Source organism: Klebsiella terrigena (assembly GCF_006539725.1).
In the GTDB taxonomy this organism is placed as follows: domain Bacteria; phylum Pseudomonadota; class Gammaproteobacteria; order Enterobacterales; family Enterobacteriaceae; genus Klebsiella; species Klebsiella terrigena.
Window position 1 is genome coordinate 1 of the sequence record NZ_BJNO01000038.1, and the last position, 22356, is coordinate 22356.

Here is a 22356-nt window from a genome sequence, read left to right on the forward strand (position 1 = left end):
GGGTAGCGGCGTCAATGCCCTGCCCGGTGGCGGGGCCGTCGGGAACGCGTCGCCGCCGGCGAAGAACGCCCTCAGAAGAACGCGGATTTCAGCCGCCGCCGGCCGGTCATTACACCGTATAAATGCGGATGTCGTGCTCGCGAAAGGTGGCGCTGTACTCGCGGCTGACGTTTTCTTCCACCACCAGCACATCGATAGCGCCGCTTTCAACCACCACAAAGCGGGCCACCGCCGGGATCTTGTCAGACGTCAGGCCAACAATAATTTCGCTACACTGCCTGATAACCGCTTTCTTAAATTCGCAGTCCGCGTAGTCAAATCCCGTCAGGCCGGACTCCGGCGCCATCGCGCAGCCGCCGATAAACCCCTGGTCAAAGAGAATCCCCTGCAGCTGCGCCACCGCCGAGGTGCCGACGCATCCCCCGGACGCCCGCTGTATCTGTCCGCCGAGAATCACCACGTCATAGAGCGGTTTTTTTAGCAATACGGCGGCTATTTCCGGCGAGTTCGTCACCACCGTCAGCGCCAGCTCGGCGGGCAGCGCCTCGGCCATCGCCAGGTTGGTGGTGCCGGTATCGATGAAAATGCAGCCGCCGGGCTTTACCAGCCTTGCGCATTGTTGCGCGATTCTGAGCTTTGTTGCCGCATTTTTATCTTTGCGTTCGCTATAGTCACCGGCCTCCGGCAGGTTCATCACCGCCCCGCCGTAGACCTTTTTGCAGAACCCGCCCTTGCTAAGCTCATGTAAATCACGGCGAATTGTGTGTTCCGAGACGTTCAGCCTGGTCGCCAGTTCGGCGCAAACCACCCTGCCGTTCTCCTGCAGGATCTGGCAAATGAGCGCTTGTCGCTGCTGAGGGAATGCTGCATAATCGAGCATGTAACATCCTTTTAGTTAGGTAATCGAGCATTAGTGAGCATGATCATGCATCTGCTCTCCCTCTGTCAACACGCGTCAGGAGATATTCACGATGAAAGTAGCCCATATCGCGCTTTGGACCCGTCAGCTTGAGCAGCAGGCCCGCTTCTGGGTCGACTTCTTTGCCGGCGAGATTAACGATAAGTACTGCAGCCAGACGAATCACGGCTTTGCTTCCTACTTTGTGAAGATCGGCGACAATATTGCCATCGAGCTGATGACCAAGCCGGGGCTCAGCGAAGGGACGCCGGATAATAACCACACCGGCTGGGTGCACCTGGCTATTGCGGTGGGTGGCGCAGAAAAAGTTGATCTACTGGCGCAGCGCGCCGACGCGCAGGGCATTTTAGTCTCGCCGCCGCGTACTACCGGCGACGGCTATTATGAAGCGGTGATCAAAGACCCCGATGGCAATCTGATTGAAATCGTCGCATAGTCGTCTCTGACATCCGAACCGACCAGGAGCGCGCCGTGCCCGCCTACCACGTTATCGACAGGGAAACCTGGCATCGCCGAGAGCATTTCGAATTTTATCGCACGTTTGCCAACCCCAGCTTTAACCTCTGCGTACCGCTTGAAGCGCAACGGCTGTACGAATGCGCCAAAGACCGGCAGGTCTCCTTTTTCCAGCTGGCGCTCTACGCCCTGCTGCGGGCGGCCAACGCTATTCCTGAGCTCAAACAGCGGATGCTGGGCGACGAGATTATTGAATACGATGAGCTAGCAGTAATGACGCCGGTGATGACCGCTCAGGAGGGGTTTCGCCAGGTGTGGTGCGACAACGCCGCCGATTTTGCCGCCTTTAGCCGGGCGGCAACGCCGAGCATTGAGGCGGCAAAAACCACCGATCCGGCGCCGCTTATCGTCAACGGCGAGCACTTCTTCTGCGCCAGCTGCCTGCCGTGGCTGCATTTCAGCGCCATCACCCATGCCGAATATTATGTCGGCGCCGCAGTGCCCGCCCTCACCTGGGGAAAATTGAAAAACGGCGTAATCCCGGTCGCGGGTAAGTTCAACCACGCCTTCGTTGACGGCCTGCACGCCAGCCGCTTCTTCGCCGCAATAGAGGCAGGGTTTGCCGATCCGGACGCGCTATGGCGGCCGCTGCCCTGAAATACTGGCCCGCGGGCTGTCGCAAATGCAGCAGCCCGCATTCAGCCCAGCCGCATTTGCAGCATCTTCCCCCGACGGGTGAAAAAATAACTCATTGATTTTAAGCTAAATAAAAATTTAATTTTCTGGCACAGCCTTTGCTATCTGATTATATAACTCTTTGGAATTATAGATTATTTATTTATCTATTTTTTGCATATAGCACAGTAATCAGGATGGGATCAGCATGCCAGAAAGCACACAGCCGGTTAGTTACACCCGTTTCGCCCCGCGGGCATACGTTATCAGCAGCGATGAAGAAGCGGTGGCCATCGCCCATGAGATAGCGCTGGTGCTGCGGCCCGGCGCCGCCGAGCGCGACCGCAGCGGCGTTGTGCCCCCCGAGATCGTTGATACCTTTTCCAATAGCGGGCTGTGGGGCATTACCGTGCCGCGCCGCTGGGGCGGGGCCGAAGTCTCTGCCGCTACGCTGGCGGAGGTTATCGCCATTATCTCCGCCGCCGACCCGTCGCTGGGGCAAATCCCGCAGAACCACTACTGCCTGCTGGAGGATATTCGCCTGCAGGGCAGCGATGAGCAGCGCGCCTTCTTCTTTAACCTCGCCCTGCAGGGGCACCGCTTTGCCAACGCCCTCTCAGAAACCGGGGGTAAAACGGTTCTCGATATCCGCACCCGGCTGGAGGCGCGCGCGGAGGGACTGTATATCAACGGCCGCAAAGGCTACTGCACCGGCTCGCTCTACGCCCACTGGATCGGCATTCTGGCGCTCGATGCCGACGACAACGCGCAGCTGGCGTTTGTCCCTCGCGACAGCGCCGGGCTGACCGTGGTCGACGACTGGGCCTGCCTCGGCCAGCGCAACACCGCCAGCGGGACGGTGCTGGCCGAGGATCTGGCGGTCCAGCCGTTCCATCTGTTTCCGACGTGGCAATCCTACGCCACCCCCACGCTCGCCGGCCCCTTCGCGCAGCTCACCACCGCCGCCATCGATGCCGGCATCGCCCGGGCGGCACTCAACGACACGGTGGCGTTCGTGCGCGAGTTCGCCCGGCCGTGGATTGACGCCGGGGTAGAGCGCGCCGGCGACGACCCGCTCACCATCTACCATATCGGGCAGATCGATAGCCGGCTGGCCGCCGCCGAGGCGCTGCTGGAGCGGGCGGGGAAAACCCTCGATCGCTACCGCCACGCGCTGAACGAGGAGAACGTCGCCCTGGCTTCGGTGGCCGTCGCCCGCGCAAAGGTCTTCACCACCGAAGTGGCGCTGGAGGCCGCCAGCCGCCTGTTTGAACTCAGCGGCACCCGCGCCGCCGCCAGCGGCAATAACCTCGATCGCCACTGGCGCAACGCCCGCGTCCATACCCTGCACGACCCGGTGCGCTGGAAATATCAGCTGCTGGGCAACTGGGTGCTGAACGGCGTTCGCCCGCAGCGCCACGACTGGAACTAGGGTGGCGACGGTGCTGGAATTTTTTTCCGAAATCGACTGGAGCGACGTCGCGCAGGCCGCTATCGATACCCTGACGATGCTGGGCTGGTCGCTGGGCTTTACCGTCCTGATTGGCCTGCCGCTGGGGATCGTGCTCTATCTGACCGGCCAGCCCCGGCTGCTGCACGCCCCGCGGCTTTACCGCCTGCTGTCGCTGGCCGTCAACGTGCTGCGCTCGCTGCCGTTTATCATTTTGCTGATCGTGATGATCCCGGTCACTACCTTCATTACCGGCACCTCGCTGGGGGTGCAGGGCACCATTCCGCCGCTGGTCGTCGGCTGCGCGCCCTTCTTCGCCCGGCTGGTCGAAACGGCGCTGCGCGAAGTCGATCACGGGCTGGTGGAGGCCAGCTGGTCGATGGGCGGCAACACCTGGCAGCTGATCTGGCATACCCTGCTGCCCGAGTCGCGTTCGGGGCTGGTGGCCGCGGTGACCGTCACCGCCATTCTGCTGGTGGACTACACCTCGATGGCGGGGGTGATTGGCGGCGGCGGACTCGGTGACCTGGCGATCCGCTTCGGCTATCAGCGCTTTCAGACCGACGTCATGGTCGTCACCGTACTGCTGCTGATTGCCCTGGTGCAGATATTACAAATGAGCGGCGACCGCCTCGTGCGGTCGATAAGCCGTAAATAAAGGATGCCCGCCCTCTTCCCGCTGCCGCAGCCGGTTGACGGGCATCCGTTGCGCAAACATGAAAGGAAAAAATGATGAAAAAAACGCTTATCGCCGCCGGGCTGCTGGCCCTGTTCTCTTTCTCGGCCGCCGCCAGTGAAACGCTGACCGTCGGCGCCACGCCGGTGCCACACGCCGAGATCCTCGAATTCGTCAAACCGGCGCTGGCGAAAGAAGGGGTCGATTTAAAAATTAAAGTCTTCAACGATTTTATTCAGCCTAACCAGCAGCTGGCGGAAAAGAACCTCGACGCCAACTACTACCAGTACCGGCCGTTCCTCGATAACTACAACCAGACCCGGCACACCAATCTGCTGCCGGTGGTGGGCGTCCATATCGAACCGTTTGGCGCCTACTCCAGCAAATATAAATCGATTAAAGAGGTGCCGGACGGCGCCACCATCGCCATCCCCAACGATCCGGTCAATACCGGCCGCGCGCTGGTGATGCTCAGCAACGCGGGGCTCATCACCCTGAAAAACCCGCAGGACCCGCAGTCGGCCACCCGGGATATCGTCAATAACCCGCATCGTTTTAAAATCCGCGAGCTGGAGGGGGCGATGCTGGCGCGGGCGGTGAATCAGGTCGACCTGGCGTTTGTCTTCGCCAACTACGCCCTGGAGGCCGGAATTGATACTGACAAGGCGCTGCTGGTGGAAAAAGGCAGCGATCTGTACGTCGAGTACCTGGTGGCCCGCCCCGACAACATCAACGATCCGGGGATCCAGAAGCTGGCGAAGGCCCTGCACTCCGAGGCGGTTCGCAACTTCATTCTCACCCGCTATAAGGGCAAAATTCTGCCCGGCTTTTGAGCGCTGAAATCGACCCGGCAGCGCCACCGCTGCCGCCATTTGCTGGCTAACGAAGGAGATTACCGTGACCAATGCGCCCAGCGCGGTACCGCATATTGAGTTAACTCACATCGGCAAAGCCTATCCCAACGGCGTTCGGGCGCTGCAGGATATCAACCTGACGATTCACCAGGGCGAAATCTTCGGCATTATCGGGCGCAGCGGTGCCGGGAAATCCACCCTGCTGCGCCTGTTTAACCGCCTGGAAAGCGCCGACAGCGGCGAAATTATCATTCACGGCGAGCCGACCCGCCGCTATGCCCCCACCCAGCTGCGGGATCTGCGTCGCCGGGTGGCGATGATCTTTCAGCATTTCAATTTGATGTCGACGAAGACCGTGGCGCAGAATGTCGAGCTGCCGCTAAAAATGGCCGGCGTTCCCCGGGACGAAAGGCGGCGGCGGGTCGACGAAATGCTTGAGCTGGTGGGCCTTAGCGCCCTGCGCGACAGCTGGCCGTCGCGGCTCTCCGGCGGCCAAAAGCAGCGCACCGGTATCGCCCGCGCGCTGGTCACCCAGCCGGAGATCCTGCTGTGCGATGAGGCGACCTCGGCGCTCGACCCGGAGAATACCTACGCCGTGCTGGCGCTGCTGCGAGAGATAAACCAGCGCCTCGGCCTGACCATTATCCTTATCACCCACGAGATGGACGTGATTCGTACGCTGTGCGATCGGGTGGCGGTGCTCGAACAGGGCAAAATTATTGAACAGGGCGAGGTGTGGCAGATTTTTGGCAATCCGCAGCACGAGGTCACCCGCAGCATGACCGGGACGCTGCATCACGCGCGCCCCGGCGAGCCGGAGGCGCTGGCCGCCGGTCGCCAGGTGGTAACGCTGCACTTTGACGGCAGCAGCGGGCGGGAGCCCAATTTACAGCAGATCGCCGGCCTGCTCGGGGCCCAGGCCAGCCTGCTCTCCAGCAGCTGCGAGCATATCCAGGGGCGAACCATCGGCCAGATTCGGGTACGCCTGGCGCAGCCGCTGGACCTCGCCGCGCTGCGCCAGCACGGCTGGGTAGCGGACCGCTTCACCCTCGGCACGGAGGTGATAGCGTAAATCACTACTCCTTAGCTAAAATCCGGCATTTTAATTCTGTATTATTGCTAATTCCAATTCGCTATAAATCATAGCGTTTCGGTGTTAGACAGCCGGAGGTGCGGCTCTTATCTTTCGTCATGAATTGTAAATTTAAGCGCAATTATTTGATGAGGGAGCACTTTTGTCCAGATTACTGCCCGGATTAAAAACCAAACGTTCGCGATTCTCGCTGGCTCTGAAAATCGCGCTCATTAGCGGCGCGGTGGCATTTTCTTCTGCCGCCAGCGCGGACGATATTTTAAAGGAAGGGATCACCCCGGCTACCGATGTCAGCCAGATCCCGGCCTCCGCGAAGCTGCGTAAAGACACCGTAGTCGCCGGCATTTCCGAGCCGCAGGGCATCTTTAACCCCTATTTCTTCGTTAACGGCTGGGACGAAAACGTCACCAACGTCATTTTTTCGCGGCTGATTGACTGGGACAGCCACGGTAACCTGGTCCCTGGGCTGGCCGAAAGCTGGACCGTCAGCGCCGATAACAAGGTTTACACCATCAAGCTGCGCCCCAATCTGACCTTCAGCGACGGCTCGCCGCTTACCGCCGAAGACGTGGCCTTTACGCTCACCGTGCTGCTGGACCCCAAATACGACGGCGATACCGACATCACGCTCGCCAATATTACCGGCGGCGCTGAATACAAAGCCGGTACGGCAGACAGCGTGAGCGGTCTGAAGGTGATCGACCCGCTGACGCTGCAGGTGACCACCAGCGAGCCGGGCGCCACCACGCTTGCCAAAATCGGCGGCCCGGTGCTCTCCAAAGCTTACTACGGCAAGGGATATCAGCGCGGCCAGCTCGACTATCTGCGCACGCTGCACGGCAAGCCGCTGGGCAACGGCCCCTACGTCTACGACAAGTATCTCCCGGGCCAGGAGATCCGCTTCCACGCCAACAGCCATTACTACCGCGGCACGCCGCCGACGCCGCGCTTTATCTATCGCGTCACCAATCCGTCCACCAACTTCCAGCTGTTCCAGACCGGCGAGACCGATTATGACGCCTTTACCTCGCGTCCGGACGATATCGAACAGCTGAAAATGCTCGGCTTCGCCAACATCAACCTCTACGGCTCCAGCGACTACAGCCAGGTTGAATTCAACGTCCGCCGCCCGGCGCTGCAGGATGTCAAAGTGCGCCAGGCGCTGATTTACGGCCTCGACCGGCAGAAGCTGATTGACGTGGTGTATCAGGGCTACGGCAAGGTCGCCATTGAGCCCATCGCCCCGATCTCCTGGGCCTACAACGCTGAAGGCGTCAATCCGTATAAATACGATCCGGCGCAGGCGAAGAAGCTGCTGGATGAGGCGGGCTGGAAGCCCGGTCCGGACGGCATCCGGGTGAAAGACGGCCGGCGCCTGGAGCTGACGCTGCTGGTCAGCAAGAAGGTGCTCAACGATGCGCTGATCCCCATCGCCAAAGAGAACTGGCAGCAGATTGGCGTCCTGCTGAAGCCGCAGGTGGTGGACTTCAACGCCCTGATGGCCCAGCGCAAATCGGGTAACTACGATCTGGCCTCCTTCAGCACCAGCACGCTGAACGATCCGCACGACGGGGTGTGGGACTTCTACAGCAGCGAGGCGAAAGAGTCGGGCTATCACAATCCGCAGGTCGATAAGCTAATTAGCCAGGGCAATTCGGTGCTCGACGTCAACCAGCGCAAGCCGATTTACCACCAGCTGTACAAAGTGCTGGCGGAAGACCCGCCGGTTATCTTCCTCGGCTATCGCGAGATCCTCTCCGCCAGCAGCGCCAGGGTCAGCGGCTTTAAGCCGGATATCTATAACGGTCTGACCGGCAGCCTGCCGGACGTGAAAATCGCCAGGTAAATATCGTCCCCGCCGGGGTTCACCGGCGGGGAACGTGAGAATGTTATGAGAAATTTTATCCTCAGACGGCTGCTGCAGACCCTGCCGATGCTGCTGCTGGCCTCCCTGATAATCTTTATGCTGTTCGCTAAAACCCCGGGCGACTTTATCGACGGTAATATCACTCTTACCGCCGCCCGCGCCGCCGAGCTGAAGGCGATCTACGGCCTCGACCAGCCCCTGTTCACCCGCTATCTGCACTGGCTGGGTCAGCTGCTGCGCGGCGACCTGGGCTTCTCGCTGCAGTACCAGATCCCGGTCAGCCAGCTGCTCAACCAGTACGTGTGGAACTCCTTTCTGCTGGCCAGCGTCGCGCTGGTTTTCTACTGGGGCATCGGCCTGACGGTGGGTATCGTTTCGGCCATGAAGCCCAACTCGCTGTTCGACCATCTGGTCAGCATCGCCGTCTTCGCCGCCATGTCCTTTCCGACCTTTTTCCTCTGCCTGCTGCTGATTAAGTGGTTCGCCGTCGATCTGCACTGGCTACCGCCGGGCGGCATGACCAACACCGGCAGCGACGATCGCGGCTGGGCCTATATCCTGCAGGTGGCGGCGCATCTGGCGCTGCCGGTGCTGGCGCTGGTGATGCTGCAGGCCGGTAGCCTGACCCGCTACTTTCGCGCCAGCATGCTCGAGGTGGTGAAAATGGATTTTATCCGCACCGCCCGCGCCAAGGGGCTGCGCGAACGCACGGTCATCTTCAGGCACGCGCTGCGCAACGCCCTGCTGCCGATTATCACCCTGCTCGGCTTTGAGCTGCCGGGGCTGTTTTCCGGCGCCATCATCACCGAAAAAGTCTTCAACTGGCCGGGGGCGGGCCATATTCATATCGACTCGCTGGCCGCCCGCGACTATCCGGTGCTGATGGGCTTTACCCTGTTTCTGGCGGTGCTGACGATCCTCGGCAACCTGATTGCCGACGTACTCTACGCGTGGGCCGACCCGCGAATCCGAGTGAGGTCCTGATGCTCAGTTCCCTGTATTCAACCAACCGTCGCCTGCGTAAAGCGACGATCCCGACGCTGGCGCAGATAGCGCCCTCCCCCTGGCGCCAGGCCTGGCAGGCGCTGAAGCGCAACCGGCTGGCGATGCTGTGTCTGCTCATCCTGCTGCTGATGGCGGCATGGTGCGTCCTCGGTCCCTTGTGGTCGCCGTGGAAAGATGACGCCACCGACGTGCTGATGATCAACAAGCCGCCCGGCGCCGAACACTGGCTGGGTACCGATTTCCTCGGCCGCGACGTCTATACCCGCCTGCTGCTGGCCGGGCGGATCTCGCTGATTATCGGCCTTTTGACCATGCTGCTGTCGGTGACCCTCGGCTATCTGCTCGGCGCGGTCTCCGGCTACGCCGGCGGGCTGACCGACCGGCTGATCATGCGCCTGGCGGATCTGGTGATGACCATTCCCGGCCTGCCGCTGCTGATTGTCGCCGGGGCGATGCTCTCGGAGCTCGATTTCTCCCCGGAGTCGCGGATCTACATGGTGGTGATAATGCTGAGCCTGCTGGAGTGGCCGAAGCTGGCCCGGCTAGTGCGCGGCCAGTGCCTGTCGCTGCGCGAACGCGACTTTATGCTGGCCACCCGGGTGCTGGGCCTGTCGGCGCGCCGCCGCCTGTTTGGCCATCTGCTGCCGAATACCATTCCGATACTGGTGGTGATGGCGACGATGGCGGTCGCCAACGCCATTCTGAGCGAGTCGGCCCTTAGCTATCTCGGGCTCGGCGTGGTGCCGCCCACCCCGTCGTGGGGCAACATGATGGACGCCGCCAACAGCCTGATCGATTTCCAGCGCCGCCCGTGGCTGTGGATGCCGCCGGGGCTGGCTATTTTTATCACCGTTATCGCCATTAACGTGCTGGGCGACGGCCTGCGCGACGCGATGGACCCCAAAATGAAACAGAGGCTCAAATGAGCGCGCCGCTAATCACCTTTAACCAGCTTTCGGTCTCCTTTGCCGGCGAAACAAGCCGCGTGCGGGCGGTGCAGGAGGTCTCTTTCGCCATTCATGCCGGGCAAACCGTCGGCGTGGTCGGCGAGTCCGGCTGCGGCAAAAGCGTCACCGCGATGTCGCTGATGGGCCTGCTGCCGCCCCAGGCGGCGCGCGTCGACGGCGGAGAGATTCTGTTCAACGGCGAGGATCTGCTGCGCCTGAAGGCGAGCAAAATGGCCGACCTGCGCGGCAACCGGCTGGCGATGATCTTCCAGGAGCCGATGAGCGCGCTCAATCCGGTATTCACCATCGGCGAGCAGCTGTGCGAACCGCTGATCCGCCATCGCGGTGAATCGGCAAAGGCCGCCTGGCAGCACGCTACGCGGCTGATTAGCGACGTCGGCCTGGCGCGGGCGGAGAGCCTGATGAACAGCTACCCGCACCAGCTCTCCGGCGGGATGCTGCAGCGCATCATGATCGCGATGGCCCTGAGCTGCCGGCCGCAGCTGCTGATTGCCGACGAGCCCACCACCGCCCTGGACGTCACCGTGCAGGCGCAGATCCTCCAGCTGCTGCGCGAGCGCTCCCGGGCCAGCCGGATGGCGATGATGCTTATCACCCACGACCTCGGCGTGATTGCGCAAATGGCGGAGCACGTGGTGGTGATGTACGCCGGCAGGGTCGTTGAGCAGGGCCCGACGGCCGGGATACTGCGCCATCCTCAGCACCCCTATACCCAGGGGCTGATTGCCTCCCGCCCGGTGCCCGGCGAGCGCCGGCGCCGCCTCTACTCGATCCCCGGCCAGGTGCCGGATCTGGCCGCCCTGCCGCCGTACTGCGCCTTTGCCGACCGCTGCGCGCGCGCCAGCGAACGCTGCCGCCAGGGGATCCCCCCGCTGGCGGGCGACGTCCGACAGGTCGCCTGTTTTCATCCTGAGCTCGCGGAGGTCGTGGCATGAGCAGTGAATACGTCATTGAAGTCGAAGGGCTTAAAAAGCACTTCCCGCTGCGCGACGGGCTGTTCGGGCAGCAAACCGGCGAGCTGCGGGCGGTGGACGGCGTGAGCTTTAAGATCCGTCCGGGGACCATTTTCGGCCTGGTGGGGGAGTCCGGCAGCGGCAAAACTACCGTCGGGCGCACCCTGCTCGGGCTGTATGAGAAAACCGCGGGCAGCGTCAGGTATCGCGGCCGCGAGCTCAGCGCGCTCTCCCCGCGCGAGATGCGGGCGCTGCGGCCGAAAATCCAGCTGGTCTTTCAGGACCCCTACAGTTCGCTGAACCCGCGAATTCGCATCGGCGACGCCATCGGCGAGGCGATGCTGGAGCACGGGCTGTGCAGCAAGGCGGAGCTGTATGACCGAACCATTGCGGTCATGCAGATTTGCGGCCTCGCGCCGCAGCATTACAACCGTTTTCCGCACGAATTTTCCGGCGGTCAGCGCCAGCATATCGGCATCGCCAGGGCGCTGATCCTCAACCCGGATTTCATCATCGCCGACGAGCCGATCTCGGCGCTGGACGTCTCCATCCAGGCGCAGATTATTAACCTCTTTTCCGACCTGCGCGACGACCTGGGGGTCACGTTCCTGTTTATCTCCCACGACCTCGGGGTGGTGGAGCATCTGTGCGATGACGTGGCGGTGATGTATCTCGGACAGCTGGTGGAGACCGCTAGCCGCGACGCGCTGTTTGCCCGGCCGCTGCATCCCTATACGCAGGCGCTGCTGGCGGCGGTGCCCACCTTAGACCCGCTGCGTGAACCGGCGGTCGCGATGCAGGGCGAGATCCCTGACCCGTCAAACCCGCCGCCCGGCTGCCGATTCTCCTCCCGCTGCCCGCAGGCCAGCGAGCGCTGCCGCCGGGAGGTCCCCGTCCTCAGGGAGGTCGCCGCGGGGCATCACGTCGCCTGCCACGCCGTTTAGTTCGCCCGGCCCGGCTGCGGGCGAAAAAAAACCTGCCGCTCGTTCAGCGGCAGGTTTTGTTCCCCAGAGGGAGCTAATCCTCGGTATACGTGGAGAGCCCGCGGGCGCTACTCGTCGAGGGCGTAGGCGATGATATCGTCGCCGACGTCCGGCGAGTGGCTGGCGCCGCCGGCTGAGATAACCACGTACTCTTTACCCGTTTTCGGTGATTTGTAGATCAGCGGCGCGGCCACTGCGCCTACCGGCAGGCGCGCGCGCCACAGCTCTTTCCCGGTCGCCGAATCCAGCGCCCGCAGATAGTTATCCTGAGTACCGGCAAAGAAGATCAGCCCGGAAGCCGTCGAGGTTGGCCCGCCCAGGGTCGGCATTCCCAGAGGAATATGCAGATGGGTTTTCAGCCCCAGCGGACCGGTATCTTCGACCGAGCCCAGCGGCACCTGCCACAGCAGCTGGCGGCTATTGAGGTCAACGGCGCTCATGGTGCCGAACGGCGGCGTGTTGCACGGTACGCCCAGCGCGGACTGCAGAATATCAATCCGCACGCCGCCGTACGGCCCGGCGATCTGCGGACGAACGGTCCCCATAAAGCCCGGGACTTCGTCGGTGGAGACCTTGTATTTCGCCATATCTTCCTGGCGCACCAGCGACATTCTCAGCGGCATACGCATGTCGTTAACAAACAGCGTCCCGGTGCGCTCATCGATGGTGATGCCGCCCCAGTTCATGCCGCCCAGCAGGCTCGGCCATTCGATATAGGGCTTCTCTGACGGCGGCGTATACATTCCAAGATAGGTGGACTCTTTGAAATCAATGCGGCAAATCAGCTGATCAAACGGCGTCACGCCCCACATTGATTTCTCGGTTAACGGCTCGACGCCGAGCTGCGGCATACCGGTAGAGAACGGCTGGGTCGCGGAGAGACGCTCGCCTTCCGCCCCGCCCTGCGCCACCGGCCGCTCCTCTACGCGGGTCACCGGCTTGCCGGTACGGCGGTCAAGGACGTAGATTTGGCCGGTTTTGGTGGTCTGAATCAGTACCGGGACCTCTTCGCCCTGGTCGTTCTTCATGTGGAACAGCACCGGCTGGGACGGCAGGTCATAATCCCAGATATCGTGATGCACGGTCTGGAAGACCCACTTCGTTTCACCGGTGCTGGCATCGACCGCCACCACCGAGGAGCCGTACTTCTCTTTGGCCTCGTTACGATCGCCGCCCCAGTAATCCGGCGGACCGTTGCCGGTCGGCAGATACACCAGGTTCAGCTCTTTATCAAAGCCCGGCACCGTCCAGACGTTCGGCGTTTCGAGGGTGTAGACGCGGCCTTTTTGCGGATCGGTCACGTTTTCCGGCTGGCCAACGTCCCAGGCCCACACCACCTTACCGCTGCGCACGTCAAAGGCACGGACCACGCCGGAGGGCTCGCCGTGGACGATATCGCGAACCCAGCCGCCGAGCACCGCGATGTGCCCCATAATCACCGGCGTTGAGGTGGGGTGATAGCGCTTGCTGTTTTCGGTGTTATCCATCCCCTGCTTCAGATCGACGCTGCCGTGAGTGCCGAAGTCCTCGCACAGTTCGCCGGTTTTCGCATTCAGCGCCAGCAGACGGGCGTCAACGGTGGAGACCAGAATCCGCTGCGGGCACTGCTGCAGCGACGGGCTGGCCTTCTCTTCGGCGCTGAGCGAGGCGTCGCTCTGCGCATCGTAATAGCCCACCCCGCGGCAGGTAACGTGCTCTGCGGTCTGCGCGTGCGGATCAAAGCGCCAGCGCGCTTTACCGGTGTCGGCATCGAGGGCAGTCACCACGTTGAGCGGCGTGCAGGAATAGAGGGTATCGCCAATCTGCAGCGGGGTATTCTCATCAACCCCAATCCCGGCGCCGGTCAGCCGACGGCCGGTGTGATAGGTCCAGGCCACCTTCAGATTTTTGACGTTTTGCGGGGTGATTTGGTCATAAGGCGCGAAGCGGGTGCCGGAAGCGTCACGGCCGAAGAATTCCCAGTTATCGCTTTGCGCGGCCTCTGTCGGCCTGCCGTCGCTCGCCGCTTTGACCACCCCGTTATGGATGCCGCCGTGCGGATAGAATGCCGACACCAGCGTCGCCAGCAGGGCGATGAAAATCACCGCGGCGCTGCGGTTCGCGTAGCGGATCTGCGCGCGTTTGAGCGGCAGGGTCGCGGACAGCCACAGGCCCAACATCAGCAGCAGAGCGGGAACCACCAGCCGCGGGATCAGTCCCCAGTAGCTAAGCTGGACTTCGTACAGCGCCCAGACCAGGGTCAAAAAGAAGGTAATAATTGCGAAAGGAAGAACGTATTTACTGCGGATAAGGTAGCCGACGGCGATAACCATGTAGGCCAGGCCCGCCAACAGATACCAGGCGCTGCCGCCAAGAGAGAGGAGCTTGCCGCCCCAGATAGCTAAGAACAGACCAATGCAAAAACTCAATAACACAAATAGCAGGCGCCAGGCGGTGAAGAATATCCCTCTGCCGCTACCTCGTTGTTCGTCCATATTTCATCCCATACGACGTTAGTCGTTATAACCAATGTATTTATTTTAAACAGTGCTTTATTGACATAATTAAGGCACAGACCACATAACATACTGGTTGGACGCTCCTGAACGGAGCGAAGAACGTAAGAAAGTATATGAGTTTGTAAATTTTATGTAAAACTATCCAGCATTTTATGTTTAAAATTTTTTAATTTATAAAAGGAAGTTGATAGACGAAGCGGTTTTAAGCACCACGACGCGAGGCGGGAAGATGGCGCGATAGTCGGAGAGGTCGGAGAGATTGAGGTGGGGTACGGTGCAGCAGGAAGCTATCCCGAACCGGAGGGAGCGATACGAAGCCTGCGGAAGATGGCGGGCTAGTGCCTGCTAGTACGGGAGAGTACGGGAGAGAGTGGGCAATCGCTGGCGATGATGGGAGATAGCGGGAGAGGGTTATAAATAGCGGGCGATGGAGAGAGATTGCCGGCCAACAGCCCCCTGTTGACCGACAACCCCGCCGCAGCAGATTAACCGGCGCTAAGACGCCCGCCAAGCTGCTGCATTGAAGCCGCAAGCTCATGCTGCGCCAGCTCCTTCAAACTTTCACGTTTGATAAACTGGCTGCGATGCTTACTTTTGACCTCTTCAAGACTTTTCTTTATTTCCTGAGACGGCAGCTTATACCAACCGCGACGATGCTGCTTACCGCCCACTTCCAGCCACAGCGCAGCGTAATTAGTCATTACTTTGTCGCTTTTAACGTGGAAATTGCTGTCAACCGCATAGATCTCTTTAATATTACAGTGCTGTAAAAAACCGTACAGCAGCGTGATAATTAAATTTTTAGGTCGGATACCGTAAAGCTCCTTAGTCAGGACCTTAATTTCATCACCGGTCACGTCTTTCCCCCCCTGAATGCCACCAATATAAGCGCGGCCGTCGGCGGTACAGGAAAAACAGAGACTGTAGATGCGTCTATTATCGAGAAGCATTAACAGCATCAGCTCCCCTTCTTCCTGAAAAGGCGATGCCAGCAGCTTAACGTCAATGCTGGTACCATTTTTCAGCGGAACGGTCGCTACCGTCAGCCCAAACTCCGTCACGTTATACAGCTGCGGCATGATCGCTGCGGAAAATGTTTTTTCCATAAAAATCAACGAGCCGTAGGCGATGTCGAGCTTGGTTCTCTTTGACAACTTCTTATTTAAATAGGCCTTGAAGGGTTTATCCTGAAAGCTGACCAGCCCCTCCGTGGCGCCGGTTAATCTGGCGCAAACGTATTTATCACACAGCGCCCGGTATTCCCTATATTTGCCCCCTGCCAGAGGTATTTCTCTGCATCGACGTAACACCTTCTTATATTTGAGTTTAACATTACAAATGAGTTTATTATTTTTTCGCCATTCTTTGATGGCGACTGCTGCTGTTATAGCCATCGATCAAGATCCATAGAATCAACCATAATCGCGGCAATAATATCATAAATCATTCAAGTCAACGCTTAGTTACCCGTTCGTTGTCCTTTCATTTAATAAATAGTCAGGTAATCATTCTTTAAATTCTGAAATTAATTTCATCCCGCCTGTCAACTCTCATTATTAGCAGTCGGCTTCATTATTTATCACCTGCTGGGGGAAACGCGCGCGGGTTACCGCTACGTGCTATCAACGACGGCATGGGGTGCCCCCTCGCCCGTTTTGCCCTATAATCTGGCCACGGTCAAAACTGAACTAAAGTAGGTAACTCATGGAAATTGATCTCGACAACCTGGTTTTTAGCGGTCTGGAAGAGGCGCAGGAGCGTAACGCTGAACGCCTTGAAGACGCGGATAAGAAAGCCCAGGCGATCGTTGCCGATGATGATTGCGGCGACGCCTGCAAAATCTGATTTTTGAACCGGCCGACGAGGCCGGTTTTTTTATGTCCTCTCCCCGCTGAAAGTGTCCCCTTGCCCGGGGAAATTCATTCCCCCAGGCCGGCGCTGCGGGTCTGCGTCAGCATTACGGCAAATACCGTCCCTGCGGCCAGGCGGGCAGAAAACCCTTCAGCGTGTCCAGCAGCGCCTGCGCCGCTTTTGAGAGCTGCATATGTCCGGCGTGGATCACCCCGATGCATTTTTCAATCGGCGGGTTATCCAGCGGCAGGCACACCGCCCCCAGCGCCGCCATCTGCGAGCGGCACAGCGCCGGCACCGCGCTGCCGCCGAGGCCGCTGGCGACCATCCGCCCCACCGTCACCAGCTGGTGGCTCTCCAGCGCCACGTCGAGCTTACGCCCGCTGCGCGCCAGCTCCTCCTCGAGCATCAGACGCACCGCCGACGGCCGCTGCAGGGTAATAAAATCCAGCGTCAGCAGCTCCCGCCATGAGAGATGACTTTTACTGGCTAAGGGGGACTCTTTCGGCACAATCGCCACGAAGCGATCGACGGCGAGAGGCGTAAAAAGCAGGTTATTGGTCGGCGCGGGCTCAAAGGCGATGCCCATCTCCACCCGCCCTTCGCGAACCATTTCAATCACCTGCTCGTTGATGACGTCGTGAACCGTGACGTTAATCGCCGCATAGCGGTCGCGGAAGGCTTTCAGCACCTCGGGCAGCACGTTCGCGGCAAAGGAGGGCATTGCGGCGATGGAGATTTTTCCCCGCTGCAGGGTAAAGCTCTGGCGCATCGCCTCTTCGGCGTTATCCCAGTCCGCCAGCAGCTGGCGGGCCATCGGTAGAAAAATCTCGCCCTCCTGCGTCAGCGTCACTTTACGGGTGCTGCGCTGCAGCAGAGGGCCGCCTAAAACCTCTTCCAGCCCCTTGATCGTCAAACTGAGCGCCGGCTGGGAAAGATTCAGCCTCTCGCTGGCGTGAGCGAAATTCAGAGTGTGAGCTACCGCTAAAAACGCGCGTAACTGTTTGACACTCATTCTCATTTTTTATCCTGTTAACTAATTGAAAAAATTTAGTTAACAATAAATTAATAAAAAAACCAAATGAGTGGGTCACAAATTCAAAATTAACAAATCAGTCTTCGCCCTCAATGATAACCCTATCGCAAGCCAGCAGAGGTGAAACATGGCAGGACTGGATAAGCGCGTCGCCAGCTACGAAGCGGCGCTGGAAGGATTAACCGACGGAATGACGGTACTGGCGGGCGGCTTTGGCCTCTGCGGGATCCCGGAAAACCTCATCGCCGAAGTGAAGCGCCGCGGGACGCAGGGTCTGACGGTGGTGTCCAATAACTGCGGCGTCGACGGCTTTGGCCTCGGCATGCTGCTGGAGAGCCGCCAGGTTCGCAAGGTGGTGGCCTCCTACGTGGGCGAAAACGCGCTCTTTGCCCAGCAGGCGCTGAGCGGCGAGCTCGACGTCGAACTCACCCCCCAGGGCACGCTGGCGGAGAAAATTCGCGCCGGCGGGGCCGGTATTCCGGGGTTTTATACCGCCACCGGCTACGGTACGCCGGTAGCGGAAGGCAAAGAGGTGCGCCAGTTTGCCGGCAAGCACTACATCCTCGAAGAGGCTATTAGCGGCGATTTCGCCCTGATTAAGGGCTGGAAGGCCGACTGGTACGGCAACGTTATCTATCGCCACACCGCGCAAAACTTTAATCCGCTGATGGCCGCCGCCGGGCGCATTACGGTGGTGGAAGTAGAAGAGATTGTCCCCCCAGGCGAGCTGCCGCCGGCCACCATTCATACTCCCGGCATCTACGTTGACAGGCTGATCGTCGGTAACTTTGAGAAACGTATTGAGCAGCGCACGCTGCGCGCGGGGAACCTCTGACTATGCTGACTCGTGAACAAATGGCGATGCGCGTCGCCCGGGAGCTGCGCGACGGCGACTACGTCAACCTCGGCATCGGCATCCCGACGCTGGTCGCCAACTACATCCCCGACGGCATCGACGTGATGCTGCAATCTGAAAATGGCCTGCTCGGCATGGGCGGCTTTCCGCTGGAAGAGCAGCTCGACGCCGACATGATTAACGCCGGTAAACAGACCGTCACCGCCCGCGTCGGCGCGGCAATTTTTGACTCCGCGCAGTCCTTCGCCATGATCCGCGGCGGCCACGTCGACCTGACCGTGCTCGGCGCCTTCGAAGTGGACGTACAGGGCAATATTGCCTCGTGGATGATCCCCGGAAAAATGGTCAAGGGCATGGGCGGAGCCATGGACCTGGTGGCCGGGGCGCAGAACATCATCGTGGTGATGACCCACGCCTCAAAGGATGGCGAATCCAAGCTGCTGGCGAAGTGCACCCTGCCGCTCACCGGCGTCGGCTGCATTCAGCGGGTGCTGACCGACCTCGCCCTGCTGGAGATTATCGACGGGGCATTTGTGCTGCGCGAATACGCCCCGGGCGTCAGCGTCGCGGAGATTGTCAGCAAAACCGCCGGCCGCCTGGTCGTCCCTGACGACGTGCGTGAAATGCGCTTCAACTGAGGATATCCCTATGCAAGAGGTTGTGATTGTCAGCGCCGCCAGAACGCCGGTCGGCAGCTTTCGCGGCGCCTTCGCCACGCTTTCCGCGGTGGATCTCGGCGTTGAGGTCGTGCGCGGCCTGCTGGCCCGTAGCCAGCTCCCGGCGGATGCGGTCGATGAACTTATTTTCGGCCAGGTGCTGACCGCCGGCTGCGGACAAAACCCGGCGCGCCAGACGGCGTTAAGGGCCGGGCTGTCGGTTGATACCCCGGCGGTGACGGTGAACCTGGTCTGCGGCTCCGGGCTGAAGGCCGTTCAGCAGGCGGCCCAGGCCATCCGCTGCGGCGACGCGGAAATCGTCATCGCCGGCGGCCAGGAGAGCATGAGCAATGCGGCGTATCTGGTGGATGGCGCCCGCGCCGGGCTGCGCTTCGGCCACACCACCCTGCTCGACAGCATGATCCAGGACGGCCTGTGGGACGCCTTCAACGACTACCACATGGGCATCACCGCCGAAAACCTCGCCGACGAATTCGCCATTACCCGCCAGCGCCAGGACGCCTTCGCCGCCCGCTCGCAGCAAAAGGCAGCGGCGGCCATCGAAGCGGGCCGCTTTGACGATGAAATTGTCCCCGTCAGCGTCAGCCAGGGCAAAAAGGCGCCGCGGCGGGTTGAGCACGACGAGCAGCCGCGCCCGGATACCAGCGAAGAGCAGCTGGCGCAGCTGCGCCCGGCCTTTCGCCCGCAGGACGGCAGCGTCACCGCTGGCAACGCCTCTTCGCTAAACGACGGCGCGGCGGCGGTGCTGCTGATGAGCGCCGACAAAGCCCGCGAGCTGGGGCTGCCGGTGCTCGGCAAAATCGTCAGCTCCGCCGTCGCCGGCGTTGACCCGGCGATGATGGGAATAGGCCCGGTTAGCGCCTGTCGGCTGGCGCTGGCGCGCGCCGGATGGACGCTGGATGAGGTCGATTTAATTGAAGCCAACGAAGCCTTCGCCGTGCAGGCGCTGGCCGTCGGCGAGGCGCTGGGCTGGGACAGCCGGAAGGTGAACGTCAACGGCGGCGCCATCGCCCTCGGCCACCCCATCGGCGCCTCCGGCTGCCGCATTCTGGTGACCCTGCTGTACGAGATGCAGCGGCGCGGCGTCAGTAAAGGGCTGGCAACCCTCTGCGTCGGCGGCGGACAGGGCATCGCCATGACCATTGAACGTGAACGGGAGGCATCATGAATGAACCAAACATCGCGGTACTCGGCAGCGGGCTGATGGGCGTCGGTATTGCCTGCCACTTTGCCCGCCACGGCCATCGGGTGCGGATCTACGACACCGATCCGGCGCGGATCGCCGAAATCGCCGCCGTCGCCAACGCCATTCTTAACGAACTGCAGGATGCCGGGCAGTTCGACGCCGCCAACCGCGCCGCGGCGCTGGACAACCTCTGCGGCACCACCGCGCTGAGCGACGTGGCGGATTGCACCCTGCTGATTGAGGCGATTCCGGAGCGTCTGCCGCTTAAGCACGCCCTGTACGCGCAGCTTGAGACGCTGATCGCCGACGATGCGGTGATTGCCAGCAACACCAGCGGCCTGCCGCCGGATCGGCTGGCGCAGGGGATGAAGCATCCGCAGCGCCTGCTGATCGCCCATTTCTGGCACCCGCCGCATTTTATTCCGCTCGTCGAGGTGGTTCCCGGCAGCGCCACCCGCCCGGAGCTGCCGCTGCAGGTGAGCGAATTTTTATCCGCCACCGGGCTGGAGGCGGTGGTGCTAAACCGCGCCGCGCCGGGCTTCGTCGGCAACCGCCTGCAGTTTGCCCTGCTGCGCGAGGCGCTGCACATCGTGCAAAGCGGGATCGCCTCGCCGGAGGTGGTGGACCGGGTGATGCGCTCATCGCTCGGCCGCCGCTACGCGATGGTTGGCCCGCTTGAAGCCGCGGATATGACCGGGCTGGCAACGGTCAAGGATATTTGTCAGCACCTGCTGCCGGAGCTCGCCAGCGGGTCGCAGATGATGGATCTGGTGGCGGAAAAGGTTGCCAGGGGCGAGACCGGCGCCCGCAGCGGGCAAGGGTTTTACCGCTGGGATGAGGCGCGCAACGCCCGTATTCAATCGCGCCGGGAGCACCTGCTGCGCCACGCCCTGAAACCGTAACTTCTCGTACCGTACCCAACAATAACAATGAGAGTGAGGAGTCGTGATGAGTGTTTTGATTGCCCTGGCCGCGCTGGCGCTGCTGATGCTGGCCGCCTACCGAGGATATAGCGTTATCCTCTTCGCCCCGATCGCCGCCCTTGGCGCGGTACTGCTCACCGACCCGAGCGCCGTAGGCCCGACCTTTACCGGGCTGTTTATGGAAAAAATGGTCGGCTTTGTGAAGCTTTATTTCCCTGTGTTTCTGCTGGGCGCGGTGTTCGGCAAGCTGATTGAGCTTTCGGGCTTCTCGCGCTCAATAGTCGCCGCGGCGATCCGACTGCTCGGCCGCCGTCACGCCATTCCGGTCATCGTGCTGGTCTGCGCGCTGCTGACCTACGGCGGCGTTTCGCTGTTTGTGGTGGCCTTTGCGGTCTATCCCTTTGCCGCAGAGCTGTTCCGCCAGAGCGGGATCCCCAAGCGGCTGATCCCGGCCACCGTCGCGCTGGGCGCCTTCTCCTTCACCATGGACGCCCTGCCCGGCACGCCGCAGATTCAGAACATTATTCCGACCAGCTTTTTCGGCACCAACGCCTGGGCCGCGCCGTGGCTCGGGCTGATTGGATCGCTGTTTATTATTACCTTTGGCCTGCTGTGGCTGGATCGCCAGCGTCGCAGGGCGCAGGCTCGCGGCGAAGGCTACGGAACGGATCTGCAAAATGAGCCGGAAACGCCTGACAATATTAATCTTCCCCATCCGCTGATTGCGATTGCGCCGCTGCTGCTGGTGGGCGTGCTGAACCTGCTGTTTACCCGCTGGATCCCGCAGTGGTACGGCCCAACCCACGAGCTGAGCCTGCCGGGCCTGGCGAAGCCTATCATCACCGAGACCGGCAAAATCACCGCCATCTGGGCGGTGGAAGCCGCCCTGCTTTCCGGCATTTTAGTGGTGCTGCTGTTCGGCTTTCGCAACATTCGCGGCCGCCTCGCCGAAGGCAGCCGGACGGCGGTGAGTGGGGCCATTCTTGCGGCCATGAACACCGCCTCGGAATATGGCTTCGGCGCGGTCATTGCCGCCTTGCCGGGGTTTCTGGTGCTGTCAAAAGCGCTGACCGCGATCCCCAACCCGCTGCTGAACGAAGCGATCAGCGTCACGGTGCTGGCCGGGATCACCGGTTCGGCCTCCGGGGGGATGAGCATCGCGCTGGCGGCGATGTCGGATACTTTTATCGCCGCCGCGCACGCCGCCAATATTCCGCTTGAGGTACTGCACCGCGTGGCTTCAATGGCCAGCGGCGGGATGGATACGCTGCCGCACAACGGCGCGGTCATTACGCTGCTTGCCATCACCGGACTCAGCCACCGCCAGGCCTACGGCGGGATCTTCGCCATCACCGTGATTAAGAGCCTGGCGGTCCTGTTCGTGATTGCCGTCTTCTATTTAACCGGTATCGTGTAACTGACATCGTTTA

Annotated in this window: 21 protein-coding genes; 17 read left to right on the forward strand and 4 right to left on the reverse strand. The window is 61.1% G+C overall.

Annotation, left to right across the window (positions count from 1 at the left end):
- Positions 1–109: 109 nt before the first annotated feature.
- On the reverse strand, positions 110–880 hold the full coding sequence (locus RTE01_RS25110; RefSeq protein WP_041145949.1) for a DeoR/GlpR family DNA-binding transcription regulator: 771 nt from the start codon (positions 878–880) through the stop codon (positions 110–112).
- 91 nt (positions 881–971) lie between these two features.
- Here RTE01_RS25110 and RTE01_RS25115 point away from each other — a divergent pair, with 91 nt between their 5' ends.
- The 11 genes from RTE01_RS25115 to RTE01_RS25165 all read left to right on the forward strand — a co-directional run bounded on the left by RTE01_RS25115 (position 972) and on the right by RTE01_RS25165 (position 11860).
- Complete coding sequence (locus tag RTE01_RS25115) at positions 972–1355, forward strand: VOC family protein (protein WP_041145950.1); 384 nt, start codon at positions 972–974, stop codon at positions 1353–1355.
- A 35-nt stretch (positions 1356–1390) separates the two neighbouring features.
- Positions 1391–2032 (forward strand): CatA-like O-acetyltransferase, family 1, encoded by a 642-nt coding sequence (locus tag RTE01_RS25120; protein ID WP_076948182.1) that lies wholly within the window; start codon positions 1391–1393, stop codon positions 2030–2032.
- Between the two features lie 226 nt (positions 2033–2258).
- Positions 2259–3482, forward strand: coding sequence for an SfnB family sulfur acquisition oxidoreductase (locus RTE01_RS25125; RefSeq protein WP_141335458.1), 1224 nt, complete (start codon positions 2259–2261; stop codon positions 3480–3482).
- A gap of 10 nt (positions 3483–3492) precedes the next feature.
- Entirely contained in the window at positions 3493–4158 is a 666-nt protein-coding gene (locus RTE01_RS25130; RefSeq protein WP_409372345.1) for a methionine ABC transporter permease, read from the forward strand.
- Positions 4159–4232: 74 nt separating this feature from the next.
- Complete coding sequence (locus RTE01_RS25135) at positions 4233–5009, forward strand: MetQ/NlpA family ABC transporter substrate-binding protein (RefSeq protein ID WP_134528526.1); 777 nt, start codon at positions 4233–4235, stop codon at positions 5007–5009.
- A 64-nt stretch (positions 5010–5073) separates the two neighbouring features.
- Positions 5074–6102, forward strand: coding sequence for a methionine ABC transporter ATP-binding protein (locus RTE01_RS25140; RefSeq protein WP_041145955.1), 1029 nt, complete (start codon positions 5074–5076; stop codon positions 6100–6102).
- A 163-nt stretch (positions 6103–6265) separates the two neighbouring features.
- Positions 6266–7969 (forward strand): ABC transporter substrate-binding protein, encoded by a 1704-nt coding sequence (locus RTE01_RS25145; protein WP_123551503.1) that lies wholly within the window; start codon positions 6266–6268, stop codon positions 7967–7969.
- Between the two features lie 45 nt (positions 7970–8014).
- Entirely contained in the window at positions 8015–8974 is a 960-nt protein-coding gene (locus RTE01_RS25150; protein ID WP_041145957.1) for an ABC transporter permease, read from the forward strand.
- A complete protein-coding gene (gene opp4C, locus RTE01_RS25155) occupies positions 8974–9921 on the forward strand; it encodes an oligopeptide ABC transporter permease (RefSeq protein ID WP_041145958.1) in 948 nt (315 codons plus the stop codon). Before RTE01_RS25150 ends, opp4C begins: the two co-directional genes overlap by 1 nt.
- Complete coding sequence (locus RTE01_RS25160; protein ID WP_041145959.1) at positions 9918–10898, forward strand: ABC transporter ATP-binding protein; 981 nt, start codon at positions 9918–9920, stop codon at positions 10896–10898. Before opp4C ends, RTE01_RS25160 begins: the two co-directional genes overlap by 4 nt.
- The gene (locus tag RTE01_RS25165) at positions 10895–11860 is read left to right on the forward strand and encodes an ABC transporter ATP-binding protein (protein ID WP_141335462.1); all 966 of its coding nucleotides are present in this window, start codon (positions 10895–10897) and stop codon (positions 11858–11860) included. The genes RTE01_RS25160 and RTE01_RS25165 overlap by 4 nt, the downstream gene beginning before the upstream one ends.
- 107 nt (positions 11861–11967) lie before the next feature.
- Here RTE01_RS25165 and RTE01_RS25170 read toward each other — a convergent pair whose 3' ends face one another.
- Both RTE01_RS25170 and RTE01_RS25175 read right to left on the reverse strand, forming a co-directional pair.
- On the reverse strand, positions 11968–14373 hold the full coding sequence (locus RTE01_RS25170) for a membrane-bound PQQ-dependent dehydrogenase, glucose/quinate/shikimate family (RefSeq protein WP_041145961.1): 2406 nt from the start codon (positions 14371–14373) through the stop codon (positions 11968–11970).
- A 509-nt stretch (positions 14374–14882) separates the two neighbouring features.
- The gene (locus RTE01_RS25175; RefSeq protein ID WP_041145962.1) at positions 14883–15791 is read right to left on the reverse strand and encodes a DUF535 family protein; all 909 of its coding nucleotides are present in this window, start codon (positions 15789–15791) and stop codon (positions 14883–14885) included.
- Positions 15792–16101: 310 nt separating this feature from the next.
- On the opposite strand from RTE01_RS25175, the gene RTE01_RS25180 reads away from it, so the two are divergent.
- Positions 16102–16242 (forward strand): hypothetical protein, encoded by a 141-nt coding sequence (locus tag RTE01_RS25180; protein WP_004102786.1) that lies wholly within the window; start codon positions 16102–16104, stop codon positions 16240–16242.
- Between the two features lie 112 nt (positions 16243–16354).
- Here RTE01_RS25180 and RTE01_RS25185 read toward each other — a convergent pair whose 3' ends face one another.
- Positions 16355–17269: a LysR family transcriptional regulator gene (locus tag RTE01_RS25185; protein ID WP_041145963.1), complete on the reverse strand. Its 915-nt coding sequence runs from the start codon at positions 17267–17269 to the stop codon at positions 16355–16357.
- Positions 17270–17411: 142 nt separating this feature from the next.
- On the opposite strand from RTE01_RS25185, the gene RTE01_RS25190 reads away from it, so the two are divergent.
- From RTE01_RS25190 to RTE01_RS25210, 5 genes are read left to right on the forward strand one after another with little or no spacing between them, the layout of a single operon-like run.
- A complete protein-coding gene (locus RTE01_RS25190) occupies positions 17412–18119 on the forward strand; it encodes a CoA transferase subunit A (protein WP_041145964.1) in 708 nt (235 codons plus the stop codon).
- A 2-nt stretch (positions 18120–18121) separates the two neighbouring features.
- On the forward strand, positions 18122–18778 hold the full coding sequence (locus tag RTE01_RS25195; protein ID WP_141335464.1) for a CoA transferase subunit B: 657 nt from the start codon (positions 18122–18124) through the stop codon (positions 18776–18778).
- A gap of 10 nt (positions 18779–18788) precedes the next feature.
- Positions 18789–19985, forward strand: coding sequence for an acetyl-CoA C-acetyltransferase (locus RTE01_RS25200; RefSeq protein ID WP_134526469.1), 1197 nt, complete (start codon positions 18789–18791; stop codon positions 19983–19985).
- Positions 19982–20905, forward strand: coding sequence for a 3-hydroxyacyl-CoA dehydrogenase family protein (locus RTE01_RS25205; RefSeq protein ID WP_134526473.1), 924 nt, complete (start codon positions 19982–19984; stop codon positions 20903–20905). Before RTE01_RS25200 ends, RTE01_RS25205 begins: the two co-directional genes overlap by 4 nt.
- Positions 20906–20948: 43 nt before the next feature.
- Positions 20949–22343, forward strand: a complete 1395-nt coding sequence (locus tag RTE01_RS25210) for a GntP family permease (protein ID WP_197734837.1) — start codon at positions 20949–20951, stop codon at positions 22341–22343.
- Positions 22344–22356: the final 13 nt, after the last annotated feature.